The sequence below is a fragment of the Comamonas sp. B-9 genome, from assembly GCF_000410635.1.
In the GTDB taxonomy this organism is placed as follows: Bacteria; Pseudomonadota; Gammaproteobacteria; order Burkholderiales; family Burkholderiaceae_C; genus Comamonas.
Genome location: NZ_APCR01000134.1, coordinates 15,581 through 40,099, shown reverse-complemented (window position 1 = coordinate 40,099; position 24,519 = coordinate 15,581). Strand labels below are relative to the sequence as shown.

Sequence of the window (24,519 nt, the reverse complement as noted above, 5' to 3'; positions counted from 1 at the left end):
GCCCTGGTGGGCGGCGGCAGCCCGCCCCGGCCCGGCGCGATATCGCTGGCCCATTGCGGCGTGCTGTTTTTGGTTATAGCCAATGAGTAGAAAATATAGATGTAGCTACAAAGTGCAGCTGCATTGATTTGTCGAATTTATATACCCACATAAAATTTTATTAGATGGCATTCTCAGTGTTCTACAGCGATCCGGATGTAACGACTGCTGCTGGATTTGGCAAAGTTGCTAGGCTGCCTTGCATCTTGGATGGGCGCCCTGGCTATCACAAGCTGGGCAGCAGGTACCTCATTGACAGAGGTCTTGGGATATGGGATCCGATATCTCGAGGACGGCAGCCCAAGCTAGCTCCAACCGAGCAGACCATGCGCAACTATGCACATTGGCTTTCAAACTTTTTGGAGTGGGCTGAGCTTAGAGGTATCGACACCTTCACTTGCGAATACGGCCCACACATTCATGGGCGCTACCAAGGTGAAATGCTTCAAGGATCATGGTCCCGCGACGGAAGGCCCTTGAGCCCAACAACTATCAATTTGCGTGTGCAGCAAGCATGCGACTACATCACTTGGCTCGCTGACAAAGGACATCGTCCTCCCTTCGACATCCCAAGTGAGATATGTAGTATTAAAACGGGCAGTGCAACTAACTCAAGTTCATCTCCAACAAAGCAAGTATTCGCCCGTCGGGGAAAGGTGAGAAAGAATAAGCATCGCCTACGGATGCCCACTGATGAGCAACTACGTGCGTGGCTTAAAAGAGTTCAAACTAAATGTGGAGAAACTAAGAGACTCATGTGCGAGACGGTGCTTCAAACTGCCATGCGAAGAGAAGAAGTGGCTTGTTGGCGGACAGATACATTGCCTGAGAATCCAAAAGACTGGCATCTTAGTAAACCGAATGCACCGCGCGTAGAGCAACGCGTTCTAATAGAAATACAGTTCGGTACAAAAGGGCCGAACTACGGAATAGACCACGGGGACAAGATAGGGCCAAGGCGAAGCATCTGGATACCCTTGGACCTCGCCGAACGCATTCATACCTATCGTGAACGTGAGCGTCCAAAGGCGCTGCGACACTTCGTCGGTGCGGCGAAAAGCCTTTCTGATAAGCGTAGACGCATCACCGATTCTGTGCATCTTTTTCTTGACGATGCTAAAGGGACGCGACTCAACTCGCGCGCCCTCTATAACGCTTGGACCAGTGTCGAACTACCATTCGAGGGATGGTCTCCACACCTTGGCAGAGACTGGTGGGCATGCTCAATATTGTGGATTGAACTTAAAAAGCACGAGCACCTAGTTTCACTCGGAGCGGGCGTCAGCTCAGCACTGATGGAGTCAACAGCCATGAGCATTATCAGGCTCCAAATCCAGCCTCAACTTGGCCATGCTCATGACACAACCACACTGGTATATCTTCAATGGGTATCTGACATGTTGGGAGCCAACCTCCCCACCCTCTATGAACAAACGCTAGACGAGGCGTAATAAATTGAATATCCGTCGTTACAAAAAAGACCATCTCAAGGAACTTGCTCCAGTTCTGTCCGCCGTTCCCCCACCTGGGTTGGACCTTTCCTCTGAGTCAGATGACCGACTAAAGTTTTGGACTAGACATAAAAATCCATTTCTAGTAGACCTCACAATCTATGCTACAGGGAACCTAAATGCATTAGCTACGCGCGGCCGCTCCTTTTCAGGAAGACTAGAGCTTATTATGGAGATGCTACCTGCAATTCAAGCATTATGTGAATATTCAGCCCCACGGGGTATAGCCCATCATCACCAAGCATTGCGCTCGTGGTGGCGACTTTTCGATGAGATTGAAAGGGCAGCATCGGAAACCGCAACCCATATCGTGCGGAGAGTTAGCGATATCGGAGAAGTGCACAGACGCCGAGCTTTGGATCAGAACATGTCCTACAGTTCATTTGCAATTGTCCACTCAATAATCAATATTATCCGTAATACACAAGGATTACGTTCACTTCATTGGCGACGGCCTGCTAAAAATACACAAGAAAGACGCCTTCCGCCAGAGTGGCAAATAAAAAAAATTCGCATAGCATTAAAGCATGCTTGGTTTGCTACGCTTGATCGCTGGCAAACAGCCGACGAACTTCTTGCTGGACGAGATCCAAGAACCAAAGAAGAACGTAAGCTACTGAGGAACTATCATTTCTTTGAGGAGGTGGTAACAAGGACAGGTGAACCAAGACCTTGGGGTAATGATATTAGAGCTGGCATGTCCAAAACCTCGTTCAATCGCGAAGGTCTCAGTACTGTAGATATGCTGAAAGGGCGATATCCTGACGCAGAGGATATACGTACTGCATTTCACCTTTGCCTTGCTTCCACTGGATGGAATCCAGCAGTATTTCTATCACTTGATGTTAATTCCGCATTTCTTGAACCTCATCCAAAGGACCCTACTCGCTACCTTCTACATGGATATAAGGCACGCGGCAAGACGTATCAAATCAGTGAGGGTTTATTTAAAACGCAAAGCTCTGCAGGAGTTATTCTTCAAACCTTGCAAAAACGCACGGAACCTCTACGTTCAAAACTGCGCCTCGAACTCGCTGAGCAAGAACTCAAACTTCAGACACTGGTTGAGACCGGGGCTACCTCTGATAAATTGAATGCGCAGCGCAAGGTTGTTGCTCGCCTTCGCGATGGAGCATCATCACTCTGGTTATATGTTGTAGCCACAAATAAAAATATCTCTTGGCTAGATCCTCACGAAACCACATACTCACATTTATCTCTAGCAACAGGAACAAAGACTTACTTGGATAGCGTCATCGCTCGAATAAATATTCATCAACCAGCAGACAGGCAGGTTTCAACGCTAAAACCTAGTGACTTTCGAGATGCATTTGCAGCCTATGCCTATAATTTGAGCGGGGGAATGATTTTATATGTTATGAAGGCGTTGGGACACAAACGCCTGAGAAGCACAAATATATACCTTGACAACACACTTATTAATGAGAAAACCGTTCAGTTGTATCGTAACTTCAGCAACGCTCTTTGGACAGAAATTAGAGATCAACAGTGCTTGGATCCTACTCTCATTGCAAAGTGGGCACGAGATGGAAACATTAGTTCGGAACAGCGCGAGCGGCTAGCCTCATATCGTAGTTTGCGCAGGAGCAGAATTGGGATTGGCTGCAAGGATCCAACAAATCCGCCATCACATATCGCCCCCGGTTTTCGAGTAGATGGGAAGGCCATGTGCCATGTCCACCGCTGCATGCTTTGTCCGGAAAATGCAGTTATTTTCCCCGACAGTATGTTTGGACTAACGAAGCGCCTAGCTGAACTGCGGGAAATTCGCAGTGAGATGTCAACAATTTCCTTCTATCAGTCTTCATTTTCGGAGGAAATGGAGAACACAGAACTGGCACTCCGCATTTTTGATCCTAGTTTGGTCGCAGAGCAAGTCAGCAAATGGGAAAATAGCATCAAAAATAAACTCCACTCTGTAATAGATCTTAACGGGCAAGTTTACGGCTGATAAATGAATCTAATCAATAGCACTTTGAGCAATCAACCTGCGACGACACAAATTAGCTCTTACGATGAGTTGGAATCAACTCGCTTGAAAGCACTTTTGCTCACAGAGGTCGGACAAATCCCATTCGCTTCCACTTCTGAATTGGTTGGAATACAAGCAGTACTCCAACACGGCACTTGTTTCGGACGGTGGCAGACACCACGCCGCTGGTTTACCACTGCAGTTCCCGCTAAGCTTGACATAGATCTTCGATCCCGAATACTGCGCCAACTTCCGAATGAAAGCGTGCGAAATGCGGTGTTACAGCCTGAAAATCTGCATATCCTTAACCAAGCAGTACTGACACTAGTACGATACTTGGTAGTGCTCCGAATGGGCCCCGCAGCGATAGGAATGAAACGAGACGGCGCTTCGCTTGATCCTCGATCGATTGCTGAGATCGCATATTTTGTGGCCCCAAGCTTATTTGGCATTGCAATCGCAATGTGGCTTCAGTCCGAAAAGCAACTCAAAAAATCAGCGAGTTTTCTGGAGATAGTAAAACACGAGGACTTGGGCTGTCTGAATTCCAGCATCAAAAGGTTGGTTCTTACTGAGGTTCGCCGTATGATGGTGCTTGAACACCGAGGATGTTGGAAAGACCTTCCTAACATTATTACAAACATTCAGCAAACTACGCCTGTCTCAGGCGATGCAGTAGAACCGAGCAGTCAATCGATACGAGAGCCGCATTTGCCGCTTCCCGACGAATATGTATCCACAATGGGTCAGCGTAGTATATGGTTAATTGAATCACTTGCACCAAACCTCTTTCTTCTGGCCCAAGAAATTAATTCCATATGGGCAAGCACCGAAAGTGAGAAGAAACCGTCCGCCGTTGAACAAGCCAGGCGGCAGAAGATAGTGAAACTATTTGAGGGATGGGACTGGCGCGATGCAAACGGATTGCCCATCTCAAAACCTCCGTTTGACATTCACCTTTCCAAACACGGTCAGAAAGGTAAGAAACTCCTGTCATGTGTTTCCTGGCCACCAAGACAGTTTGCAGAGTTTCTCGGGCTTTTGTCAAACGTTCAACTGGCACATCTGTTCATCGTGTGCATGTCTACAGGCGCACGCAAGAGTGAAACAATTAACCTCCAGCGAGACTGTTTAGTGCTCGCGAGAGACGGCCTTTCCTATGCATCAGGTCGAACCTTCAAGCTTGTTCAGCGACATGATGGGGAACTTCGTGACTGGGTCTTACCTGATTTGGCCGTAAAAGCTATCGAGCAGCAGTGCCGACTTGTACAGCTAATTGAGTCCATCGAGCCACAAAGACCAAGTTCAAGCCGATCACCTCGCATTGCAAATCCAGTTCATCTCTGGGCGCAGATCTCTAAATCCGGAAACCACAGCCGAGGATTACCTCTTTTGCATCTCGATCGAGCGCTGCGTGGCTACGCACGAGCACTGGGGATGGACGAGCGTCCAAGCGGCCAGTGGATCCGTCCTCACCGTCTCCGAAAAACGGTCGCGCGCCTAACTGCACTAGCACTCACTCAGGCGCCTAAAGTCTTAATGAGTGTTTTCGGACATAAGACTATCGAGATGACTTTACATTACATTCTCACCGATAAAACTCTGCATGCTGAAATCGAGCAAGTCGGAAGAGAGCTGCGCATTTTGCGTGCAGTTGAAACCGTTGAATCTCTGGTAGAGGCGGAGGACTCAACTGACACCAGTGTGAATTTTGGTGGATTTGGGGGACCTGCTGCATTGATGGTCCATAGCGCTGTCCAGCTTCATCGGGAAAGAGTTCATCAGCGAGGAGAGCAATGGGCTGCACGGAGTGTTCGGGAACTTGCTGAAATTCTTACCTTGCAAGGGAAATCTTGGGAGGTCGTGCGCCAAGGAGTGATATGCACAAAGTTTCCTGGTTCCGAATCAGGCCCCTGTAACAAGAGCAAGGGGCGGCCTGAACCATCACGTTGCCAAACAAACTGTAGTCATCGACTGGAAGAGAGATTTCTGCGTGACGATATTGACGCAGCTTTAGCCTCGTGCATTCACGAGTATGAAGCGGCCTTGAAATCAAACGATGAATTGATGCAGGCAATGTGGGCAGGTCAGATTCGTGCACACATTGGTAGATTCGAAGATATTCGAGAAAAGTGGATGCGCAATCCCCAGGTTCAGCGCCTGGTAGCTGCCTCCTAAGAATTTGACTCAACAGAGGCTGAATGAAAACAGAAAACACAGACAAACAAAATAAGCGGTCAGATGCAACACGTGATCGTATCCGAGCCAAGGCATTAGAACGTGGTAAGCAGCGCACCGCCGACATTCACAGTCGTGTGCTCGCCACTATTGCGATGATTGAGCAGGAAATTCTAGAAAATGACGGTATCTATCCATACAGAAAGGGGAGGGTTTCCGGAGCCGAAATCGCACGCCGTGCTGACATACATCCCACAACACTATTCAGCGATAGTTACACAACCCTAGCAGAGACTGTTCGTGACTGGGTCAATTCACTGAAAAACCGCCATCCTGTTTCAGTACATTCAGCGAAACGCTCTCTCGCGGAACGCGTCTCGGACTGGAAAGAGCTCTTCAACAGGCTAGCTCAATCGCATCGAGATACGGAGCTAGAACTGCAGCAGGTTGAAGCTGAATTAAATCAGCTCCGAGAGATACTTGCGGTGACAAAAAAGGAACGCGATGAATTGTTAGTGCAACTCAATAAAATTGGTTCAAGCGTAGTTCCTCTACGCTCAAACACCTAAAAATTCATATTTAATTCACCTCTGGGATCTGCGAAAACTATTTGATTTAAGAAATGCTACTGCTTCGATGTCTTGGCTATTTAATTGTCAGTATTATTATGATTTGGCACTACTCAGTAGGCTTCGGAGTAGCGAAATTCACGCACTCAACATGTGAATAACAATCCCTGCAATGCAGCAACCCGCCAGCGTTATAATCATGCTTAGCTTGAAACGGAAAAGTGCAATCACGGCAGCGCTCGAAAGCATCAATGCCCAGGGATTAAGGCTAGAAAACACTGGAATCTGCAACGTCATGCCAAACATATGCCGCACATCAACTTGAGCAAACAGCGTATGAATGGCAAACCAAATGGCCAAATTCAATATAACGCCGACGACTGCAGCCATGATCATCGAAAGCACAGTATTGAGTGCACGGTTGTTGCGTAAAGCCTCGATATAGGGGGCTCCAATAAAGATGAAGAGGAACGACGGGGCAAAGGTGACCCACTTTGCAAGAAAGCCGCCCAAGGTGCCTGCCAAAGCCGGGTCCAGGGTGCCGGGATGGCGAAACGCCGCCATGAACCCTACAAACTGCACAACGCTGATGAGCGGTCCAGGAGTGGTTTCCGCCATACCCAGACCAGAAAGCATCTCGCCAGGTGCAAGCCAGTGGTAGTGGTCCACTGCCTGTTGTGCAACGTAAGTCAGGATGGCATAGGCTCCCCCGAACGTCAGCACAGACAACTTGCTGAAAAAGGCAGCAATGTTCGCAAAGACGTTGCCAGGCCCCATCGTAGCCATCAAAATGATCAATGGAGAAAGCCACAACAGTCCGCCAATCAAAGTGACTTTCAAGGCTCGAGAGTGTGAAGGTCTGACGTGCTCAGGAACTTCTACTGCAAACGCTGCATCGATGGCTGGCAGGGGGCCATCGTCCGATTCTGCAGAGCCATGTCCAGCTGACCTTGCAGAAATCTTCCCTGTCGCATTGCCAATCAGTCCAATCAACGCTGCGCAGATGATGATGGCCGGAAATGGCACTGCGAAAAAGAAGATGGCGATGAATGACAGGGCCGCCATCAGCACCATTAAGTGGGTCTTGAGAGCTCGCCGCCCCACTCGTATAACAGCTTCCAACACTACTGCCAACACAGCGGCTTGTAAGCCAAAGAAAAGTGCCTGCACATATCCGACGTTGCCGTAGGTAGCAAAAATCCAGCTCAGAACACCCAGAGAAATCAAGCCAGGGAAAATAAATAACAATCCTGCAGTCAGTCCTCCCCGCGTTCGATGCAACAGCCAACCAATGTACACAGCCAACTTGTGCGCTTCTGGACCTGGCACCAGCGTGCAGTAGTTCAACGCATGCAAGAAGCGGGTTTCGCTGATCCAACGTTTTTCCTCCACGAGGATTCGGTGCATGACTGCGATCTGCCCTGCAGGGCCACCAAAGCTGAGAGCGGCGATCCGCACCCAAACCCAAAACGCTTCCCGGCTCGATACGCCATGGCGTTCGTGCGCGGGGACTGTCGAAGGAACGTCCTTGACGGGCGGTGATGCAGTTGTGTGTGTAGTCATCTTCTTCACCTGTGCTTAGCCGAATTCATGGTGTCGCATAACTTTGGATGCGACTGTTTATCACTGCGCCACGGAAAGCGCTCTGGCCACATGAGCCCTGCGAATGCCGTTTATGAACGCTTGGGCATACGTCGCAGCTGTGGCGCTCTATCGGCATCTTTTTTAGCGCTGAAATAAGTGTGCAATGAATCGAGCATTGCTCCGATTTCATTCAGCAGTGAGTCGTCGTCTGGTTGCCGTTTACGAGCACCGGCCAACACCGCCTCGAATCCGGCTCCCTCAGGGATAGCAGATTCACCCACATCCAGCGCGTGAACCATCGCAGCAAGGCGCACAAGGCCGTGGTCGTGCGCTAGTCCAAAACTGGCTAGCAATACTTCAAAAGTCACTCGTTCACCGACATGTGAAAAGGTTGCGCCGTCAAAGTCGAAGCCAAGGGCATCTTTCGGACAGTCAGCTGGCGTATCAAGCCAAAGAAAACGTGCATGGGGATCGATGAATCGCTGAATCAACCAAGCACTTGCGACACGATCTACCCACAGGTTTTTGCGGGTAGCCCAAAGGCGGCCTTGGTACTGCGTGCGATCTCTGCGAGCGATGTTCCCGGTTTTAGCCTGTGGCTCCCCGGGTGATTGAATGACTTCAATTGCATTGGAGAATTCTCTCCATTGCGCTTCGGCTCGTATGGAGGTTTCACCAGGGAAAAAGTCGATTTTGCGAATGACGTCATATGCACGCGCCTGTCGGCGCTGCAGGCGCTGAAGCTCCGCAGAGCTCAGATTGGAGAGAGTCTGACGCCCCAGGCCAAGCTCGTCCAACCATGGCAAATAGTCAGCTGTCCGGTCAAAGAGACTTATGAATGCTGCTTGCTCGCCCATGTCATGTGCCTGAACTCTGAGCAGCCAAGCTTGCCCGCCCTCCTGGAGAGCTTCATCGGCCAGTGCCTGCAACTGAGTTGCCTGTTCGGCTTGCGCAGGAAGGAGATAGGCACCGTCGCGTAGAGCTACGCAACCCAGAGCCTTTACTGCACGCCATATCCGCATGCGCGGTGTGGCGCTTGCTGATGGCAGGCTTACGATCAAGGCCAGCCAAGAGTTGGAATTGAGAGTCATGACCGCAGAATAGTTTGCCGTCATGACTTCTGCAAGTATGTAGAGATATCTACAATTTATTGTGGTTGTTGTTTCTGTTTCTGCCCAATCAGACCAACTTAGTCTTGGTCTAGCCCCCATATCCAATGGGCATCAATCGCTTGCTCCAGTGTGCTGCGGAACACATCCATGCGGGTTTCCAACGCCTGACGGCTTGCATCAAGGGCTTGCTTTTTCGCGAGTAAAGAGGCCTGAAAATCTACTTCTCCAAGCGTGTAAGCCCTTTGCATCATGCGCGCATTTTCTGTCGCCAGTGACGCATTCTTTGTGATGATGGCAGAGCGCGACCTGGCCCCTGAACCGTCCAACCAACGTTGGGTCAGTTTGATTTGCAATTGTTGATTCCGCTTATCGAACTCAGCCTGAGCAACGTCAACTTCCTTTAACGCCTGGAGCATTTTCTGCTCTCGATAGGTGCCAGAAAGTGGAATGGACATGGTCACACCATAAACGCGCTCGCTTCTTCGAGCCTCAGATCCTGTGTAGACGCCAAAGGTTGGGTCAGGCACCCGGTCTGCTTGCACCCGGTCAGCGGTGAGCTTTGCCTTCGTCAGTTCTGCTTGTGCCAGCTTTAGTTCATCGGACTCCGAGATGGCCCTGGTGCGCCATGCTGGCTCAGTCCAAGAGGGAATGCCGTCTTGCTTCACTAGGTCGAGGTTGGGTTGCGCTTCTGGGAACTGGGACTTCAATGTGGCCTCCGCTTTCCGAAGAGTCAGCTCAGCCAAGTTAACTTGGCGCTGCATGTCTACAACGTCAGCTTCTGCCAAATTGAGTTCCATCTGAGAGGCATCTCCTGCACGTTTGCGCTTGGAGACGGCGGCGTGCATGGATTCGGAAAAGGCCAGTTGCTCTCGCATGACCTTCAGGTTCCCTTGCGCCACTAACGTATCGGTCCACGCGCCTGCCAGAACAAGAGCGGCCTCGTGCCGACTTTCTCCATATTTTGCAAGCGCAATCTCGGACTCTATGCTTCCTAGCTTGGAGTCCAGCCCAGCTTTGCCGTTGATGCGAAATGGGCGCTCTAGCTGGAGATTCCACTCGTTGCTTCTACGCTCTGCGGCATCACGGTAGTTCCGTCTTTGGCCTTGTGCGGTCACCGTCCACTCATGAGGAGACGCCGCAATAGCGGCTCCACTATGCCGAGACGCCTGAATCGCTTCTTGCGCCTGGCGAACCACGGGCATTTGGTCAAGCCAGCGCTCTGCCTGTTCTGCGTTGGGGATGCCACTCAGAGGAACAGTCATAGTTGCCTGCGCTGGTGATGCACCAAGTTCCAAGCCGTCTTTTCGTTGCACTTGCTCCAACGTCAACTGATGGTCATTGGCAGAACTGGTAGCAGCCATTGCCAATAGCACTGCTCCGGTGAGCAGTCGGTAGCTACATCTGGCGCTCATAAGAACTCTCCCTGTTCCTGTGCCGGCGTTACCCAAAAGCGTGCACCGCTTCGGGCAAGATGCGCTCTCAGCGCGCTCAGTACCGGCTGCAATTTCTCGTATGGAAGCACTACGTCAAAGCGAATTGCTTCCTGTTTTCCTAGAACCAATTCCTCGGGTGTCAGTGAGTCAACATCACTGCCGTGCAGGTATGCGGGGCTGGTGGAAAATCCACGCTCCAGCTCTTGGTCCATCAGGACATCAATGGTGGCCTCTTCAGAATGAGAAGTGACTAAAACGGTGAGGACTACGTTAAGCATTGCTTGGCTCCTCGTTTAGGTCGGCGTTGTTACCGGTCTTATTACCTTTGGCCTTGTCTTGCTCACGTCCTGCATGCCCGAACCTCAGGTAAAGAATGGGCAGGAGAATCAGCGTGAGTGCGGTTGCCGTGATAAGTCCACCAATGACCACAATGGCCAGCGGACGTTGAATCTCGGAACCAGGGCCAGTGGCAAACAGTAGGGGTATCAGGCCAAATGCTGTGATCGAGGCTGTCATCAATACAGGCCTTAGGCGACGTCGAGCGCCTAAGGTCACGCACTCAACCAAAGGAAGACCGCTGGCTTTGAGCTGGTTGAAATAGCTCACCAGCACCACACCGTTCAATACCGCAATGCCGAGCAACGCGATAAAGCCCACCGATGCGGGCACCGAGAGGTACTCGCCAGTTACCCAGAGCGCAGCAATACCGCCAACCAACGCAAAGGGGATGTTGGAGAGCACAAGGATGGCTTGCCGTATCGAGCCGAAGGTGCTGAACAGAATCGCGAAGATGAGCGCAATCGAGATGGGGACAACCAAAGTCAGACGAGCAGCAGCGCGTTGCTGGTTTTCAAACTGTCCACCCCAGGTGATTCGGTACCCCGTAGGGAGCTCAACAGCATCCATCACCTTGGCCTTGGCATCGTTCACAAAGCCAACCAAGTCACGACCGCTCACGTTGGCAATAACCACGCTGTAGCGAGCCCCCATTTCTCGGTCAATCTTCACAGGACCGGTATCCCGCTCAAGAGTCGCGATGGATTGCAGAGGCACGCTCTGGCCATTGGGCGTAGAGATGCGCAGTGATGCGAATTCAGCAGGGGAGAGGCGCATCTTGTCAGGTCCGCGCAACACGATGGGAACGCGCTTTGCTCCTTCAATCACGGTGCCGACACGTTGCCCCTCAATCTGAGCACGCAGTGCATCTTGCACGGCCTCAACAGACAATCCAATGCGACCCGCAGCCAGCCTGTCGACGGAAACACGAAGGTACTGCACACCATCGTTCTCCACCGTGTAAACGTCCTGGTTACCCGGAACCTTCTTCATCACAGCTTCAATTTCCGAAGCCAGCTCGTTGAGCTTCTGCAAGTCAGGGCCGAAGACCTTGATGGCCAAGTCCCCACGGACTCCGATAATCATTTCGGAGACGCGCATGTCAATGGGCTGGGTGAAGCTGTAGCTGATGCCTGGCATCTGGTCGAGCACCGAGCGAATCTTTTCGATGAGCTGCTCTTTGTTGGAGAACGACCACTGGTCCCTAGGCTTCAGTATCAGGAAGGTGTCTGTTTGGTTCAGACCCATGGGGTCCAGGCCAATTTCATCCGAACCTGCGCGAGCGACAACCCCTACAACCTCGGGAATATTCTTCATTAAGGCTTGGTGGATTTTCTTGTCGAGCTCGGCGGTCTGCTCCAGGCTCACGGAAGGCAGCTTCTCGATGCCAACAATGATGTCGCCTTCATCCATGGTCGGCAAAAAGGTTTTACCGACCTGCGTGTACAGCACTGCAGCGACAGCTAGCAGCAATCCAGCACAGACAAAGACAACGCTTTGCTTGCGCATAGCACTCCGAAGAATGGGTTCGTAGATGGCGATTATCTTGCGAACCAACCATGGGTCTTCGTGCGAGACCGTCTTGAGCAGGTAGGAGGAAAAGACGGGAATGACCGTCAGGGACAGCACCAGTGACCCAGCGAGGGCGAAGACGATGGTCATCGCAACGGGGATGAAGAACTTGCCCTCGAGACCTTGCAGCGTCAGCAGAGGCAGAAACACGGTCACGATAATTAGCACACCAGCGGTGACAGGGGAAGCCACTTCCTTGACCGCCTTGAGCACGACGTGCAAGCGTGGAATCTTGCGACCGTTCTTGTCATGGCCCAGGTGCTGGACCACGTTTTCGACCACCACAACCGCCGCATCCACCAGCATGCCTAGTGCAATCGCCAAACCGCCTAGGCTCATGAGGTTGGCGGACATCCCGGTCAATTTCATGGCAATGAAGGTGGTCAGCGCCGCCAGTGGCAGCACTACGGCAACTGCAATAGCTGCTCTCAGGTTTCCGAGAAAGGCACCCAGGAGAATCAGCACGAGGACAGTTGCCTCCAGCAATGCCTTGGACACGGTAGAGACGGCCTTGCTGACCAGCTCAGCGCGGTTGTAGAAGGTTTTGATGGTGACGCCTGCTGGCAAGGTGGGTTGCAGCTCATCCAGCTTCTTTGTCACTCCCTCAACAACCTGTCGGGCATTGGCACCCGCCAAACCCAGAACGATGCCTTCTACGGCCTCATCAAGCCCATCCTTGGTCACAACGCCGTAGCGGGTCACACTGCCTTCGCGGACATCAGCCACATCGTCCACGCGAATAGCGTTGCCATCCTTCACGCCGACAACGATGGAGCGCAGGTCATCGGCGTTCTTGATGCTGCCTTCGCTGCGAACGAGCAGAACTTCGTCACCATCTCCAAGGCGGCCTGCACCGTCATTGCGGTTGTTGGCCTCGATAGCGGATTTGAGCGATTCATTGGAGAGACCGAGCAAGGCCAGCTTTCCAAGGTCCGGCACCACTTCGTAGCTACGAACTTTGCCTCCCAGTGCGTTGACGTCAGCCACGCCAGGCACCGTTCTCAGTGCCGGGCGAATTACCCAGTCGAGGACGCTTCTACGCTCCTCCAGGGTCATGTTCTCGGACTCCACTGTGAACATGAACATCTCGCCAAGCGGCGTAGTGATAGGAGCCATGCCGCCAGAGATGCCTGCAGGCAAGTCTGCTTGGATATTGGACAGTCGCTCAGCAACCTGCTGACGAGCCCAGTACACATCTGTACCATCCTCGAAGTCGACGGTCACGTCCACGAGACCGTATTTAGAAACCGACCGCAGCATCCGCTGCCTCGGGATCCCGAGCATTTCCACCTCGATGGGCGCAGCTACCCTCGTTTCTACTTCTTCAGGGGTCATCCCCGGAGCCTTCATGATCACCTTTACCTGAGTGCTGGACACATCGGGGAAGGCATCAATAGGTAGCGTACGGAATGAATACCATCCGAAGCCTGCAAGCAGGATGGAGAGCAGCAGAACGAAAAGCCTTTGGGACAGTGAGAACTGTATTAGACGGCCGAGCATCTCAACTACCTCCGCCTTTACCCAACCAGGCAGCCTTAAGAGCAATGATCGAGTTCGTCGCCACGCTATCGGCAGCTGTAAGTGTGCCGGTCACCTGAACCGTTTCACCAGAGCTGGAGACAACCTGCACGGGAGTCGCTTCAAAGCCAATGGCGGTCCTCTTGAATACGTAGGATTTGCCATCCTGCTGGGTGACCGCGCGCAATGGCAGTGCCCATCCGTCCGTACTGGCGAAGGGCACCCGGACTTGCACAATTTCTCCGGGCAGCAAGTTCTCTGCGCCTTGATTCACCTTCGCCTTCAGGATGACCATCTGGCTCTCGTTGACTGCTGCCGCAGTGGACTGGAACTGCGCAGTAGCACTTTTGCCTACAACTTCGATCACCCCAGTCTTAGACACCAACTTAGCAGATGGAACCTGCACATCCAGCCAGAGATTTTTGGGGTTAGCTAGCCGCAGCAATGCGTCCGAAGCTGACACTCGCTGCCCGCCTTTGGCGTCGACATTGACGACGATCCCCCCCGACTTAGCGACGATAACGAGCGCATCATCGAGCTTCCCACCTGTGGCAGCTCTGTTTATTGCGCTTTCTCCAGCTCCTGCCAGTCGCATTTCTGCCTGGGCCTGCCGCACTCGTGCGTCTTCAGTGCGCTCAGTGATACGGGCTTCTTGGACTCGGCGCTCAGCGATGATGCCTTCGTCAAACAACTGTTGTTCACGTGTCAATGTCTGCTTGGCCAGGTGAAGCTTTGCGGCAGCTTCCATCAATTTGAGCTGCATGGACGCGTAGTCAGCGCTCAGAATTCGCAATAAAGGCTGACCGGCCTTGACCGCTTGCTGTTCAGTGACCAAGATGCTGTCGACCATGCCCGAAACAGGCGTGCTCACAATCGACTCATCGTTTGCAGGAAGTACTACTTTTCCTGCATAAGTCATCCCGGCAATCGGCCTTGCTCTTCCAAGCTCCTTGAGCTGCACGCCCAAGGATTTCATTTGCTCTTCAGTGACTTTGAATTCACTGGCGACGGCATCTGCTGCATAGGCCGAAGGTGCGATAAGAGAAAGTGCGCACGTCAATACAGCCGCGACAAAAACGGCCGTTTGCTGAAACTTCATAAATACTCCCGCGTTTTGTAATGCGCCTGCATGAGACGCAGCTACGCCCTGCCTGACTGAGATGCCAAGTGAGCGGACTACTAAACGAGAAATGGGGGAGCGCGTCCTGACGGAGGCCAGGTGTGAGGGCTTCGGTATGGAGATGGCTCCAGTTCAGCCCATGGAGCTATCTCCTCGCGTCCAGGCATGGCCACGAGGAGGAGGACGAACAACGTCATCCAGTGAACGACGTAATGTGCTTCTAATGGTTGCGTTTCCTTTGACGAAGAGACAGTCAGAACCGAGTGCGAAAAGGTATGAGCATCTTGGTCAAAACTGGGCACGTCACTTAAGGAATCGGCTGCCACCTGAGCAGCCTGGGAGTCAGCGGAGGGCCAACCTGCGTCATGGCCATGGGCATGGAGTGGAGCACTGAAGAGATCCAGTGCGAAGAACACGATGAGAACGCAGCGGACGAAGCGCCGCCACGTGCTGATGCTCGTGCCTGCTTGTCGATACTGCATGGTTGTGCTCACTGGATTGAAGCTACTGAAATGATGGATAGAAAGTCAGTTTCGCCGCTATTAGAACAGAGCAGCTGAGCTTCAGCATCAACATTTTTATATCCCCCCATGGGGGATGGGATTGCAGAGCGTCCGCGTTAGTTCTGACTGGTCTGCAAGTCGTCTTTCGGCGACGGAATAGCAGATTTGTATTGAGCCGTAAGGGCCGCCTCTCATCCTCCCTGGAGGGATGCTAGAATCGTCTCCGCTTCACCCCAAACCATCATTGGCTAGCATCTCGTGTCTCAGCGCTCCCAGGTCACATTCAACAGCTTCCAAGTCATGGTGCGAGTCATCGTGACATTCGCTGTTTTCTGGGGAATGCAAATCAATGCTTTTGGTGGATTCTTGTCTCATGGGTATGGAGCACTCCATGAGCAACAGCACCGCGTCGAATCCTCGAGCCAGGAAGACGCCGCGCACAGCTTTCATCATCACGATGAGTCTGAAGAGCAGGACGGCTCCAGCCCCTCTCACAACCCTGCGGATCATTCTCACGAAACTTCGTCTTTCGCACCTTGCGACATTTCTCTCAAGGTCGCGGAATCTCCAGCTACCTACCTAAGTTACGTGGAGCGAACTTACGGTGCACGGCTCACACGTATAGAAAAGCCCCCGCAAACCTCTCCGAAAACTTGAGTCATCGGCATTGCTTGCCGCTTGTTTACTTTTTTCGGAGCTTATATGCATTTCCCATTCATGGCGTCACGCCAGGAAGGGGTGAGTCTGCGCTATCGCGCTGTGCTACTCACACTCATTTCAATTTTCTTGCTCTCGCTGCACGCCAACTCTTTCGCTCATGCTGTGACTGAGGGTGACAAGGGGTATATCCAAGAGATATCCGGCGTCAACATTCTTCCCTTCATTTATCTGGGCGCAAAGCACATGGTCACGGGCTACGACCATATTCTTTTCCTCCTTGGTGTCATCTTCTACTTGTACCGCCTCAAGGACATTGGCATCTATGTCAGCCTGTTTGCTTTCGGGCACTCCTCGACGATGCTGCTCGGTGTGTACTTCAACATAGGAATCAACAGCTACATCATCGATGCAATCATCGGCTTGTCTGTCGTTTACAAGGCATTGGACAACATGGGAGCCTTCCAGCGATGGCTCGGATTTCAGCCAAATCCGAAGCTGGCAACCATGATTTTTGGCTTCTTCCATGGATTTGGGTTGTCATCCAAGATCCTTGAGTACCAAATCTCTCCTGATGGATTGGTCCCTAATCTCTTGGCGTTCAACGTAGGTGTTGAACTAGGCCAGCTTCTCGCCTTGGGCGCGATTCTGATTGTCATGAGTTACTGGCGAAAGACGAGCAGCTTTATGAAGCATGCGTATTCAGCCAACGTGGTCATGATGACTGCTGGTTTTGTACTTTTTGGCTACCAGCTCACAGGGCTTTTCGTAACTTCCAACGCTTAAAGAATTCTCATATGTCATACAGTTCCGCTCCCAATGCCGTTGACCTGCCGAGCAGCCAGCAGCTTCGCAAATCCACTATCACTGCCGCCATTGTTGCGGCGGTCCTCTTGGTGACGGTAGTGCTTCCTGCGGAGTACTCCGTTGACCCCACTGGAATCGGCAAGGTTCTTGGATTGAAAAAGATGGGGGAGATCAAGACAGAGCTTGCAAAAGAAGCAGAGGCGGACCGGGCCGCTGCAGCGCAAGCATCCCAAGTGGTGACGCCGGATGGACAGCCGGCGGTAGCAGTCCCACCCGAATCAGCAACTGTGGCTACTTCTGCGCAGTTGGCTGAAGACGCTAATTCCGTCGATTGGCGCGATGAAAAGTCGTTTGTTCTGAAGCCAGGCGAAGGCGTTGAAATTAAGTTGAAGATGAACAAGGGTGACTTGGCAAACTTTCAATGGAGAGCCCAGGGAGGAGTCGTCAACTACGACACCCATGGTGACGCGCCAGGACAATCAATTAGCTATGAAAAAGGTCGCGGCGTAGCGAGTGCTGACGGCAACATCACCGCTGCGTTTGATGGCAATCACGGCTGGTTCTGGCGCAATCGCGAGTCTCAGCCTGTCACTGTTACCCTCCGTACGAAGGGCGCGTACACCAGTATCAAGCGCATGTAACCTGGTTGGTAAAACATGCTTGAAGGCCGACAGGGCGCAAACTGTCGGCCTTTTTTTGATGTCTAACGCTCCTCCTGAGGTGGAATCTCTGGCGCAAATTCTGAGGCTCTGAGCACGGTCTCAGTTTGAGGAGTAATATCCCCCCTAGGAGGATACAGCATGAGTGCTAAACATGTACATGATTCACACCCCAAGATGATCGCCCGGCTCAAGCGAGCCAATGGACATTTGAGCAGCGTCATCAAGATGCTAGAGGACGAACGCTCCTGTGTGGACATTGCTCAACAGCTGTTTGCTGTTGAAAAAGCTATTCAGCAAGCGAAAAAAGTTCTTATCCAAGACCACATCGACCACTGCCTTGAACATGCAATGGAGGATGGCGACGGGGTTGAGCGCATTGCGGAGTTCAAGGAAATTACAAGATACCTGTAGCCGCTTTGCCGTGTGCAACTTGCCGACTACATCAGGGAGTGAGTCAATGCTAGATGTATTAAAAAACCGAACCTACCGACACCTATTGGCAGCGCAAGTCATCGCGCTATTGGGCACCGGATTGGCCACCATTGCGCTCAGTCTCTTGGCTTACGATCTAGCCGGTGGAAACGCAGGTGCTGTCCTAGGGACAGCTTTGGCAATAAAGATGTTTGCTTACATCCTAGTTGCGCCCATTGCATCCGGCTTTACGGACCGTATCTCTCGCCGTGCCTTGCTCGTCAGCCTCGATATCATCCGAGCGTTGGTCGCGCTTGGGCTGCCCTTTGTGACACAGGTTTGGCAGGTCTATGTGCTGATTTTTGTTCTTCAATCTGCATCGGCCGCGTTTACACCCACCTTCCAAGCAACGATACCCGATGTGTTGCCTGATGAAGCTCAATACACCAAGGCCCTTTCGCTGTCACGACTTGCCTATGACTTGGAAAACCTTATAAGCCCAGCACTCGCAGCTGCGTTGCTCTCGGTCGTCAGCTTCCATAGTTTGTTTTTTGGCACCTCCATTGGATTTATCGCATCTGCACTCTTAGTTATATCGGTGGCAGTGCCAAAGATTACGGTCAAGAGTGCGGGTGGGGTCTATGAGCGAACAACTAAGGGCATTCGCTTGTATTTCTCAACACCGCGCCTCAAAGGCCTTCTCGCACTTAACTTAGCAATTGCGTCGGCAAGCGCAATGGTCATCGTTAACACCGTGGTCCTGGTTCAGTCCAAGCTAGGACTGACTACAAAGGACGTAGCGTGGATGCTTGCAGCTTATGGCGCAGGCTCAATGGTCACAGCGCTTTTACTCCCACGAATTTTAGAGAAGTTCAAAGACCGAAGCGTTATGTTTGTGGGCGCCGGTGTTTTGGTAGTTGGTCTATTCCTGGGCCCAGTGATGAGCATTCACCAGGTGACACTGATGGTGCTCTGGGCATGCCTTGGTGCTGGGGGTTCTTTGGTTCAGACACCCTCTGGCCGGCTGCTCAGGCGCTCTGCTAATGCTGCAGACAGGCCAGCCATTTTTGCTGCACAGTTTGCCCTTTCACATGCATGCTGGCTGATCAGTTATCCACTCGCAGGATGGTTGGGCGCGAGATCCGGCATGGGCGTGAGCTTTTCGGCCTTGGCGTTCCTTGCTGCCGTGTCCGTTGCCTTAGCCATTTGGGTATGGCCTAAAGGAGATGGCGAGTCTGTCGTGCACGAACATCCAGACCTCCCACGAGACCATCCGCACCTCGCAGGAGGTCATGTCCACTCCCATGAGGTCGTGATTGATGACCTTCATGCACATTGGCCAAATAGAAGCCATTGAATCTCAGTTCGGTATAAGTTGGCAAGGGGTGAGCCGTCCCAGACGATTGACGCTGCTGATAGTGGCATCAATTCCGCCAAGACCAGTCGATCTTCATCCACAGCGTTGTGGTCCCTCGAGCGTGGAGGATGCCATGTTCTAAATTCACAGCACATCATTAAACTCAGGGCGGTGTGCATCCGCCATCATTTGTCGACTAATAAGTTACGGATAGCTATGATTTCGTGGCATCATTCAAGACAAATGGAGTACTTAAGTATGAAGCCAACCCATGATATGTCGACTGGAGAGACAGCGCTCATTGACTTGATCAGTTCAATGCCAGTTGACTCGAAAACATGGAATGAAGCAGATACAAGACACCACTTTATCGATATTCTCATTCATGAAGTTCTCGGTTGGGGCAGGGAGGTCACGAGCCTTGAGCGACATGAGGGAGGAGAATATAGTGACTACGAGCTTGGGAAACCTCCGGAAGTCGTAATAGAGGCAAAACGAGCTGGGGTGGGCTTTGAGATCCCACATGAAGGCACTGCAAGCATAGTAAGGTCGATACGGAGCCTAACATCCATATCGAAGGAATTCAAGGCTGCTTTCGAGCAGGCTATTTCCTACTGCAGCAGACGGGGCATCCAGATCGGAGTAGTTTCTAATTCGTCTCAAGTCATTGTGTTCCTTGGAGTGCGTACAGATGGGGTACCATTAATTGATGGTAAGTGCTTAGTTTTTGGTGATCATACAGCGCTATTAGAGCATTTCCCCCGCCTTTGGCAGGCTATATCTCCCTCCGCAGTACAACGGCGAGAACTTTTAAAAGAGTTAACTTCAATAATCCCAAGTGGTGTCCCCGCTAAATTATCCAGTTATATATCTGGCTATCCTAGTTTTCGCTATCCAAGCGACTCACAGCAAAGCTTGCGAATGCTCAGCGACTTGTTGATTGAGGATGCCCCAAATACCCCAGAATATCGAAAAAAATTTCTCGAGGAATGCTATTGCGAAAGTGGCGCACTCGCCCGTGATGCTTTACTCGGGAAGAATATATTGGCTGCCAGATATGCAGCTATGTTCCCCCCTACCGAACAAAGCCCTTCGCTCAAAGGAGTTAAAAGAGATGCCAGCGACAGATTCGGCATCTCTCAAGAAGTAGTAGCCGAAGCATTAGGAAGACGACCTATAGTGATAATTGGTGATGTAGGAGTTGGAAAAACCTCCTTCATCCGGAATCTCATATATGTTCGTGCTGCAGATGAAATGAAAAATGCAGTTTACATATATATTGATTTGGGCAGTCAAGCGAATCTGGGACAGGATATTCATGAATTTTTGATAGAGGAGATCGAGCGGCAGCTTCTAGATAATTATGCTGTAGACCTCTTCGAAGATACCTTTGTCCGAGGAGTTTATCACGGCGAAATAAAGCGATTCGAAAAAGGAATTTATGGGCGTTTAAAAGATTCAGCACCAGAAAAATTCATAGAAAAGCAAATCGAGCTATTAGAAGAGCTGACAAAGAACCGTGTGCTGCATCTTCAGAAATGTATTCAGCACTTGTCAAAAGGGCGTCAAAAGCAAGTAGTACTCTCCATCGATAATGCTGATCAACGAGAGTTAAGGGATCAACAGCGCGCCTTCCTTGCAGCCCAAGAATTTGCCAGCATATGGCAAGCGTTAGTTTTGGTTTCTATTCGTCCACGCACATATTTCGCCTCGAAAAATGCGGGATCGATTTCTGCATACCCACAACGGATACTGACTATATCACCACCTCGTGTCGATTTAGTTCTAGAAAAGAGGTTGAAATTTTCACTTGATCTAGCCGAAGGTCGACTACCCCTTGACCGTTTAGATGGGATCACTATACGACTAGACTCTATCGCGCTTTTTCTTCGTGCCTTAATTTACTCGCTAAAGAATGCCAAGGAACTTGGCGAATTTATGAGCAATATTACCGGCGGAAATATTAGAGAGGTACTAGAACTTATAAAGGGGATTATTGGAAGCCCGAATGTAGATTCTGACAAAATTATCACAATAATGGAGAATGACGGCGAATACATCATTCCGCTTCATGAGTTCACTAAGGCGGCACTTCTTGGTGAATACTCGCATTACGATTCAAAATCTTCTTTGGCGTTAAATCTTTTTGACGTCCGTTACCCTGATAAGAGAGAGCATTTCTTGTGCCTGATACTTGTCTCCTATCTAGGCAGCGACACGCCTGGTAAGTCAACGGAGGGGTTCGTTCCGACTCAAGATATCTGTGCAGAGTTAGGACGCTTTGGTTTTGTTGTCGATCAAGTTGAGCACGCCCTACGCAGGCTTACAAATAAGAAACTCATCGAAACAACTGAGCGAGTGACGTTTGATGAAGGATTACAAGGACTAGTTGGAGATATGCCAATTGCGTTTCGTGTTACCACCATCGGCTCCTATCATTGCAACCGTTGGGCCTCGACTTTCGCTTACATGGATGCAATGCTCGTTGATACGCCCATTTTAGATCCGAGCTTAAGGCAAGATATCTCCAGAAGAATTGATTCATTTGATATTTCAGAGCGCTTACGGCGGACTGAAATTTTTGATCTTTACCTACTCAAGTGCTGGTCAGAGCTTTCCGAAAAGCCCGTTTATTTTGACTGGCCTACAGTACGTGCTAGTGGAAATAGGTCCTTCGATTCAGTGCGAAGGGCTGTAGACAAAAAAGGGAATAGATGATAGATTGGAAAGCATTCATGAATCGCTCATTTAATTCAATGAAAGCAAAATCTCAGACAAGGAAAAGCCTTAGTAATTGAGACACTATAAGCAGTCCATCATTCGTCAAAATCCAGATCATTGACCCTAACCTTAAACCGTAAAATGAAAATACTTCTCTAGCACACCAGCCAAGGAAAGCAGCGATGTCTTAAATATTAGACTGAGAGATTCCATTAACTAGCTTGATAAAATCTCCCAGTCGCTTAAACGAATCCCTGTTAATGCAACCGACTGAGTATAAAGCTGGATTAATGATTCTTGTGAGCCTCCGACTTCTTTAGAACACCGCATAATTAGGTCAAACGACACTTCCATAAACAATGCCGATAGTATGTCGTTTGCCATTGGGCTAGCTGCCGAGAAGCAACCTTTTTTTATTGATTTTATTACATCTTGATCAGATACAATTTTTCCGTACGGAACGTTTAAATGCGTAGAAATGATCAGTGCTGCGGACATAATTATCCTTATGTTTCCCCAATAATTGATTTTGCTATAACCACATCGGAAATTTTAATTGCATAGCAAAAGATGATATTCGTATCTGATTTCTGAAAATCAGTCTGAGTTACATAAAACCATTCTCTTAAGAGGTGGAATTTAGCCTAAGTACTATGAGCACATGCCTTCAGCATTTCAATGTGCAGGCAACAATTATTGGTTTCGCATGGCTTGAATCAACGCGCATGTGTATAAGTAGGGCCACACGTCGCCACACCAAGAGCATCACTCAATGCTGTGTTTTCTAGAGCAAGCTCTACATACATGCGCTTCAACCGCTCATTCTCGAGTTGGAGGTTGCGTATCTGTGGAAGATTGTCGCGATCCACCTGCGCATACCTAGCTCGCCAGCGATAGAAGGTTGTCTCACTGATGGAGTGCCGCTTGCACACCTCCGACACCTTAGAACCTCCTTCAACCTCTCGAAGGACTGCGAGGACCCCTGCCTCCTTCATTGTTTCTGCACTCACGACACAACCCTCACTAGAACGCATCGATGCAGCTAGATCACGTGTCCAGCAACTCGACTTAAAGAAAATTAGCTTCTCTACTCTATGCACAGAGAACTAAACAGGACGCGAATTGTTGCATATAAGTAGGAGGCTTTTGAGCAGTATGGATTTGGAGAGTCGACGTATTGTCAGTAGGCTCAGAGACTTCAGGGATGCCTATTCCTAAGAAAGACAAGCCTAGACTGAAGATCTCAGGGAGGCAGTTGCTCGCATGCAATGTTCTGAAACTACGTCGAATGAAGCAATGGACTCAAGAGGAGTTGAGTTACGAGGCGGGCTTGCACCGCACCATGGTGGGTCAGATAGAACGTGAACGCAGAAACGTTACGTTAGCCACGATGGAGTCGATCGCAGCAGCACTTGAAGTGGACATAGGTGATCTGTTAGCGAGCACAGAAGAGCTGAAGTCCTAGATGTCAGTTTCATGGCTTGCTATGAGAAGAACCCTTGCAACATCGCAGACAGGCCTTACAGTTCGAAGCAGTCAAGCAGACCACGAAGCGACGCATGGAATGCATAGCGAGAGGGGAAAAATTTCACCTAAGGTTATCAATAGCATTAGATGGATTTGAGATGCTCATGAACTGTCTAAAGCTGCGTCGAATACTAAAGTGTTAGATATACATCGTTCCCCTATCAAATTCGATGTGTATCGAGTGTTTTGCCAGCTATAATGACTGACGAACTGCCCGAGTTCCCGCGCAGCGCGCTCGAAGCACTGCGCGAGCCGCTGGAGACCGGCCAGATCAGCATCGCCCGCGCGGCGCAGCAGGCCACCTTTCCTGCCCGTTTTCAGCTCATTGCCGCGATGAACCCCTGCCCCTGCGGCTTTCGGGGCTCGCGCCAGCGCCCCTGCCGCTGCTCGCCCGACCAGGTCAGCCGCTACCAGGCCCGCATCAGCGGCCCCCTGCTCGACCGCATTGACCTGCACCTCGAAGTCAGCCCCCTGCCCGCCGATGAGCTGCTCACCGCCCCGGCCGGCGAATCGACTGCCACCATCCGCGAGCGGGTGACCGCCGCCCGTGCCCGGTCCCTGCAGCGCCAGGGCATGCTCAACCAACAGCTGCAAGGCCAGGCGCTCGACGATTACTGCCAGGCCGAGCCCGCCGCGCTGCAGCTGCTGCAAACCGCCGCCGCCCAGCTGGCCTGGTCGGCACGCGGCATCCACCGCAGCTTGCGTGTGGCACGCTCGATTGCGGATCTCGCGCAGTCGGAGACCATCAGCCCGGCCCATGTGGCCGAGGCGGTGCAGTACCGGCGGGCGCTGCTGGGTACGAGCGGCATGTAGCCAGCGCTGCTGAACGCTCACCCTTATGCAGAAAACGCGTTTGCTAAGTCAGAAAAATTAGTTCCTCCCGCAACGCTGACTTCGCACAATCCCCCC

General features: G+C 51.2%; 18 protein-coding genes and 2 pseudogenes. 12 read left to right on the top strand and 8 right to left on the bottom strand.

What is annotated here, in order from left to right:
- From H928_RS30510 to H928_RS31240, 5 genes and pseudogenes are all read left to right on the top strand, one after another.
- Positions 1 to 72, top strand: a pseudogene (locus H928_RS30510) (ATP-binding protein); the annotation flags it as partial.
- Positions 73 to 365: 293 nt separating this feature from the next.
- A complete protein-coding gene (locus H928_RS31250; RefSeq protein WP_148292994.1) occupies positions 366 to 1,490 on the top strand; it encodes a site-specific integrase in 1,125 nt (374 codons plus the stop codon).
- Between the two features lie 4 nt (positions 1,491 to 1,494).
- Entirely contained in the window at positions 1,495 to 3,522 is a 2,028-nt protein-coding gene (locus H928_RS31245; protein ID WP_148292993.1) for a hypothetical protein, read from the top strand.
- Between the two features lie 24 nt (positions 3,523 to 3,546).
- Positions 3,547 to 5,721, top strand: coding sequence for a site-specific integrase (locus H928_RS30505; RefSeq protein ID WP_204366273.1), 2,175 nt, complete (start codon positions 3,547 to 3,549; stop codon positions 5,719 to 5,721).
- Between the two features lie 23 nt (positions 5,722 to 5,744).
- On the top strand, positions 5,745 to 6,290 hold the full coding sequence (locus H928_RS31240; RefSeq protein WP_148292992.1) for a hypothetical protein: 546 nt from the start codon (positions 5,745 to 5,747) through the stop codon (positions 6,288 to 6,290).
- 138 nt (positions 6,291 to 6,428) lie between these two features.
- Here H928_RS31240 and chrA read toward each other — a convergent pair whose 3' ends face one another.
- The 6 genes from chrA to H928_RS0101165 all read right to left on the bottom strand — a co-directional run bounded on the left by chrA (position 6,429) and on the right by H928_RS0101165 (position 14,944).
- Entirely contained in the window at positions 6,429 to 7,853 is a 1,425-nt protein-coding gene (gene chrA, locus H928_RS0101190) for a chromate efflux transporter (RefSeq protein ID WP_027010399.1), read from the bottom strand.
- A gap of 110 nt (positions 7,854 to 7,963) precedes the next feature.
- A complete protein-coding gene (locus H928_RS30500) occupies positions 7,964 to 8,965 on the bottom strand; it encodes a chromate resistance protein ChrB domain-containing protein (RefSeq protein ID WP_084635596.1) in 1,002 nt (333 codons plus the stop codon).
- A 98-nt stretch (positions 8,966 to 9,063) separates the two neighbouring features.
- On the bottom strand, positions 9,064 to 10,398 hold the full coding sequence (locus H928_RS0101175; RefSeq protein ID WP_043338164.1) for a TolC family protein: 1,335 nt from the start codon (positions 10,396 to 10,398) through the stop codon (positions 9,064 to 9,066).
- Positions 10,395 to 10,697 (bottom strand): DUF3240 family protein, encoded by a 303-nt coding sequence (locus H928_RS30495; RefSeq protein WP_084635593.1) that lies wholly within the window; start codon positions 10,695 to 10,697, stop codon positions 10,395 to 10,397. Before H928_RS30495 ends, H928_RS0101175 begins: the two co-directional genes overlap by 4 nt.
- On the bottom strand, positions 10,690 to 13,827 hold the full coding sequence (locus H928_RS25650) for an efflux RND transporter permease subunit (protein ID WP_021024841.1): 3,138 nt from the start codon (positions 13,825 to 13,827) through the stop codon (positions 10,690 to 10,692). The genes H928_RS30495 and H928_RS25650 overlap by 8 nt, the downstream gene beginning before the upstream one ends.
- 1 nt (position 13,828) lies before the next feature.
- A complete protein-coding gene (locus H928_RS0101165; protein WP_021024840.1) occupies positions 13,829 to 14,944 on the bottom strand; it encodes an efflux RND transporter periplasmic adaptor subunit in 1,116 nt (371 codons plus the stop codon).
- 1,226 nt (positions 14,945 to 16,170) lie between these two features.
- Between H928_RS0101165 and H928_RS0101155 the strand changes: the two genes are divergently transcribed.
- The 5 genes from H928_RS0101155 to H928_RS25640 all read left to right on the top strand — a co-directional run bounded on the left by H928_RS0101155 (position 16,171) and on the right by H928_RS25640 (position 22,080).
- Positions 16,171 to 16,911 carry a HupE/UreJ family protein gene (locus H928_RS0101155; protein WP_021024838.1) on the top strand — a complete coding sequence of 247 codons (741 nt, stop codon included), beginning with the start codon at positions 16,171 to 16,173 and terminating at the stop codon, positions 16,909 to 16,911.
- A gap of 11 nt (positions 16,912 to 16,922) precedes the next feature.
- Entirely contained in the window at positions 16,923 to 17,573 is a 651-nt protein-coding gene (locus H928_RS0101150; RefSeq protein ID WP_021024837.1) for a hypothetical protein, read from the top strand.
- A gap of 159 nt (positions 17,574 to 17,732) precedes the next feature.
- Positions 17,733 to 18,005, top strand: coding sequence for a metal-sensing transcriptional repressor (locus tag H928_RS0101145; RefSeq protein WP_021024836.1), 273 nt, complete (start codon positions 17,733 to 17,735; stop codon positions 18,003 to 18,005).
- Between the two features lie 46 nt (positions 18,006 to 18,051).
- Positions 18,052 to 19,362 (top strand): MFS transporter, encoded by a 1,311-nt coding sequence (locus tag H928_RS25645; protein WP_043338162.1) that lies wholly within the window; start codon positions 18,052 to 18,054, stop codon positions 19,360 to 19,362.
- A gap of 258 nt (positions 19,363 to 19,620) precedes the next feature.
- Entirely contained in the window at positions 19,621 to 22,080 is a 2,460-nt protein-coding gene (locus H928_RS25640; RefSeq protein WP_239644866.1) for a hypothetical protein, read from the top strand.
- A gap of 219 nt (positions 22,081 to 22,299) precedes the next feature.
- On the opposite strand, the gene H928_RS30490 is transcribed toward H928_RS25640, so the two are convergent.
- A complete protein-coding gene (locus H928_RS30490; RefSeq protein WP_084635592.1) occupies positions 22,300 to 22,581 on the bottom strand; it encodes a hypothetical protein in 282 nt (93 codons plus the stop codon).
- Between the two features lie 218 nt (positions 22,582 to 22,799).
- On the bottom strand, positions 22,800 to 23,078 hold the full coding sequence (locus tag H928_RS34000; RefSeq protein WP_373604898.1) for a transposase: 279 nt from the start codon (positions 23,076 to 23,078) through the stop codon (positions 22,800 to 22,802).
- A 209-nt stretch (positions 23,079 to 23,287) separates the two neighbouring features.
- On the opposite strand from H928_RS34000, the gene H928_RS30480 reads away from it, so the two are divergent.
- Positions 23,288 to 23,548 (top strand): helix-turn-helix domain-containing protein, encoded by a 261-nt coding sequence (locus tag H928_RS30480; RefSeq protein ID WP_084635590.1) that lies wholly within the window; start codon positions 23,288 to 23,290, stop codon positions 23,546 to 23,548.
- Positions 23,549 to 23,805: 257 nt separating this feature from the next.
- A pseudogene (locus tag H928_RS0101125) lies at positions 23,806 to 24,423 on the top strand (ATP-binding protein); the annotation flags it as partial.
- Positions 24,424 to 24,519 lie beyond the last annotated feature (96 nt).

Excerpts from the sequence above, each read along its gene's own strand:
- H928_RS30480 (WP_084635590.1), top strand. The coding sequence starts at position 23,288 with ATGCCTATTCCTAAGAAAGACAAGCCTAGACTGAAGATCTCAGGGAGG.
- H928_RS34000 (WP_373604898.1), bottom strand. The coding sequence starts at position 23,078 with ATGAAGGAGGCAGGGGTCCTCGCAGTCCTTCGAGAGGTTGAAGGAGGT.
- H928_RS30500 (WP_084635596.1), bottom strand. The coding sequence starts at position 8,965 with ATGACTCTCAATTCCAACTCTTGGCTGGCCTTGATCGTAAGCCTGCCA.
- H928_RS31250 (WP_148292994.1), top strand. The coding sequence starts at position 366 with ATGCGCAACTATGCACATTGGCTTTCAAACTTTTTGGAGTGGGCTGAG.
- chrA (WP_027010399.1), bottom strand. The coding sequence starts at position 7,853 with ATGACTACACACACAACTGCATCACCGCCCGTCAAGGACGTTCCTTCG.
- H928_RS31240 (WP_148292992.1), top strand. The coding sequence starts at position 5,745 with ATGAAAACAGAAAACACAGACAAACAAAATAAGCGGTCAGATGCAACA.
- H928_RS0101175 (WP_043338164.1), bottom strand. The coding sequence starts at position 10,398 with ATGAGCGCCAGATGTAGCTACCGACTGCTCACCGGAGCAGTGCTATTG.
- H928_RS0101165 (WP_021024840.1), bottom strand. The coding sequence starts at position 14,944 with ATGAAGTTTCAGCAAACGGCCGTTTTTGTCGCGGCTGTATTGACGTGC.
- H928_RS0101150 (WP_021024837.1), top strand. The coding sequence starts at position 16,923 with ATGTCATACAGTTCCGCTCCCAATGCCGTTGACCTGCCGAGCAGCCAG.
- H928_RS30490 (WP_084635592.1), bottom strand. The coding sequence starts at position 22,581 with ATGTCCGCAGCACTGATCATTTCTACGCATTTAAACGTTCCGTACGGA.
- H928_RS30495 (WP_084635593.1), bottom strand. The coding sequence starts at position 10,697 with ATGCTTAACGTAGTCCTCACCGTTTTAGTCACTTCTCATTCTGAAGAG.
- H928_RS0101145 (WP_021024836.1), top strand. The coding sequence starts at position 17,733 with ATGAGTGCTAAACATGTACATGATTCACACCCCAAGATGATCGCCCGG.
- H928_RS25645 (WP_043338162.1), top strand. The coding sequence starts at position 18,052 with ATGCTAGATGTATTAAAAAACCGAACCTACCGACACCTATTGGCAGCG.
- H928_RS0101155 (WP_021024838.1), top strand. The coding sequence starts at position 16,171 with ATGCATTTCCCATTCATGGCGTCACGCCAGGAAGGGGTGAGTCTGCGC.
- H928_RS25640 (WP_239644866.1), top strand. The coding sequence starts at position 19,621 with ATGAAGCCAACCCATGATATGTCGACTGGAGAGACAGCGCTCATTGAC.
- H928_RS25650 (WP_021024841.1), bottom strand. The coding sequence starts at position 13,827 with ATGCTCGGCCGTCTAATACAGTTCTCACTGTCCCAAAGGCTTTTCGTT.